Origin of the sequence: Schnuerera sp., from assembly GCF_035459645.1 — a bacterium.
Classification (GTDB): domain Bacteria; phylum Bacillota; class Clostridia; order Tissierellales; family Tepidimicrobiaceae; genus Schnuerera.
Window position 1 is genome coordinate 1 of the sequence record NZ_DATHXO010000505.1, and the last position, 2,794, is coordinate 2,794.

Annotated in this window: 4 protein-coding genes; all 4 read left to right on the forward strand. The window is 31.8% G+C overall.

The annotated features are described in order from the left end of the window. Window positions 1–82 precede the first annotated feature (82 nt). The 4 genes from VK998_RS11770 to VK998_RS11785 all read left to right on the forward strand — a co-directional run bounded on the left by VK998_RS11770 (window position 83) and on the right by VK998_RS11785 (window position 2,697). Entirely contained in the window at window positions 83–304 is a 222-nt protein-coding gene (locus VK998_RS11770) for a hypothetical protein (protein ID WP_325228558.1), read from the forward strand. Next, window positions 282–503 carry a class I SAM-dependent methyltransferase gene (locus VK998_RS11775; protein WP_325228565.1) on the forward strand — a complete coding sequence of 74 codons (222 nt, stop codon included), beginning with the start codon at window positions 282–284 and terminating at the stop codon, window positions 501–503. Before VK998_RS11770 ends, VK998_RS11775 begins: the two co-directional genes overlap by 23 nt. A 276-nt stretch (window positions 504–779) precedes the next feature. Beyond that, on the forward strand, window positions 780–968 hold the full coding sequence (locus VK998_RS11780) for a hypothetical protein (protein ID WP_325228561.1): 189 nt from the start codon (window positions 780–782) through the stop codon (window positions 966–968). A 529-nt stretch (window positions 969–1,497) separates the two neighbouring features. After that, window positions 1,498–2,697 (forward strand): LuxR family transcriptional regulator, encoded by a 1,200-nt coding sequence (locus tag VK998_RS11785; RefSeq protein WP_325228563.1) that lies wholly within the window; start codon window positions 1,498–1,500, stop codon window positions 2,695–2,697. Window positions 2,698–2,794: the final 97 nt, after the last annotated feature.

Consider the following 2,794-nt stretch of genomic DNA (forward strand, 5'->3'; position numbering starts at 1 on the left):
TTAAAAACGCAACTAATATTAAATGTATCAATAATAAATATGTGAAGTAAAGATTATATTTGGTTCTGGAGAGAAATAGTATATGTATTACGATGTGGAAATCAAATTAAAGAAAGGAAATAAAATATTGTTTTCCCGTGACGGTGAATGCTTACAAGAAGGGTCTTGTGTAAATTTTGTATATCCTGAGTTAAGAGAGACTGCCAGGATACTTGATATTGGTTGCGAAACAGGAGCACAGACAATGGTTCTTGCAAAAAATACAAATAATAGCTATAGATGTGCTTCAAGAGTTTTTAAATAAATTGCAAGAAAAAATTGATAGGAAAAACTTAAGTAATCGAGTTGTGACAAAAAGGTCTTTGATGGAAAACTTGAATTTTCAAGAAAAATCTTTTGATGTAATTTGGTCAGAAGGAGCAATTTATAATATTGAATTTGAAAAGTATAACTATGATGAAAATGTAAAGGAATTCATAAAAATGGGATTAGATGAAATATAGATGTATGAAAAATACAAAGAATACTACAGCTATGTATTTTATATTGTAAAAAAGATATATAAGGAGTTAAAAAAATTAAAAACAGTCCAGCTAAGAATTGTCAATAGGTAATTAAAAAATATTTGATAACCAGCTGGATTAAAAAGGGTAAGTTAGTGTAAGCAATATGAGCGAAACCTCATTTCCATATATTTACTTACTGATCCCATCAAAGGTGCAGTAGGTAAAGAAATATTAGCTCATGAAATTATTCACCAATGGTGGGGCCTCAACAGAATGATATGGGAAGATACAGATACACCAGAATGGACAGCAGAAGGTCTTACGGTTTATTCCACTCCCCCATTTGTTGATTTATATGGGGGACAAATTTTTAGTAACTATCCATTAATACTTCCTGTAGGACTTGATAGCGAGCCACCTTTTACATTGCCTACATTTTTCCTACTAGGTAAAGTTTTTTAGTGTAATAGGGGCTGAAATGATATTCTTTGGTATCAAAGGATATGCTAATAATCAGGAAAAATTTAAAATTACAAATGTTGAAACAAGCTTAAAGGAGATAGCAAAAAATATTAAATATTGCAAATAAAATGAGATTTGACCTTTATCTAAAAGATGAAATAAAACTATGTAAATAATGATTTACATAGTTTATAATTTTGTGCTAATATATTATTAATACTCATATAACTAATGAATTAGAAAGTTTAACTTGTTAATGAATACAATTTAAGAAATATTTTTAACTGATTGAAATATCTGTACAGGCGGTGACTACATAAATATGCTAAACACGACCAATAGGCGTAGCTTATCTACTAGCGGTTTTGCCTTACTATTTGCTTACTTATTATCATTTGTTTTCGAAGGCCAGGTTCTGTATAGTCTTATTGACTATTATGATTATAATCCTTCTGGGTATATATTGTCTGCTATTATAGCGCATTTTATAGGACTTTTTTCTTGTGGTTTAGTAGTTAAATCTCCAATTGTGGCAAGGCGCACTATGCTTAGCAGCATGGGAGTGTGCCTTATTGCAACTATACCTTTCTTTTTTAGTATAAGCAATTTGTGGGCTATTGGGTTGATTGTTAGTGGGTATGCTGGAGGCTGTGCTGTGGCTTCGTGGGGATATTTTCTCAAGATATTTACACCTAAAAACCAACGGATTAAAACCTGTGCGGATGTATTGATCTATTCCAATATTGCCATGATATTTATCAATGTGGTAGCAATTAATATATCTCCCTTTATAGGACTTATTATGTCTATGTTTTGTCTTGTTGGTGGTATGTTGTGTATTTGGGTACTTCCAACTGAAACAAATAAAATACGGATAGAAGAAAAGGAAGGCAAAGAGTCCAGAAGTATTCAAAAGTCGCTTGTAATGTTGTTTCTATTTGTTGGTACTATTACTATTAATTCTGGTCTTATGTATCAAGTCATAAACCCTGCTTTTGAACATTTAATTGGTTTAGTAAGCTGGTATTGGGCTGTCCCTTATATTGTTGCCCTCATACTTATGCGGAACCTACCTAATAAAATCAAAGGATCACAGATTTTATATATTGGGATGGCAATGATTATGGCTTCGTTTATTAGTTTTATGTATTTAGGACGGGGAGTTTATGATTATATTGTTGTCAACACATTGATGTTAGGAGCTTGTGGTATTTTTGATTTATTTTGGTGGAGTATAATTGGTGAAATGTTAGATTATGCTAAGAATCCTGTTAAGGTCTTTGGTATTGGTCTTGCTGCCAATGTATTTGGAGTTCTCTGTGGTGATATGATTGGAATAGGGGTTACCTCAATACAATTGCCTAATGCAGAAGTTGCTGTTATGGCTCTAGTGGTAGTATGTATAACACTCATTATTTTACCACCTCTGAATCGTCAACTTACGAAATTAATTAAAAATCATGCTTATCTTGTAGTTTATGATGGTATGAGCAAATCGGAACAAATGAATATTATTCAGAAAACAAAAATGTTGGCGCCTCTTACTGAAAGAGAAAATGAGGTTCTCCAATTAATTTTATCAGGTAAATCAAATCGGGGAATTGCTGAGATGCTTTTTATAAGTGAGAGTACAGTCAAGACCCATGTGCGTAATATCTATTCCAAATATGACGTATCAAGTCGTGCAGAACTTATTAGTACATTGCTTAAAGAACAGGCAGATGCATAAACTAAAATCTCTTATAAATATGATGTAATATGGCTTCTCATACTTTAGTATGAGAAGCTTTTTTTATACTTTCATACTTTAGGTTGATGTATTTCAT

Excerpts from the sequence above, each read along its gene's own strand:
- VK998_RS11770 (WP_325228558.1), top strand. The coding sequence starts at position 83 with ATGTATTACGATGTGGAAATCAAATTAAAGAAAGGAAATAAAATATTG.
- VK998_RS11780 (WP_325228561.1), top strand. The coding sequence starts at position 780 with ATGATATGGGAAGATACAGATACACCAGAATGGACAGCAGAAGGTCTT.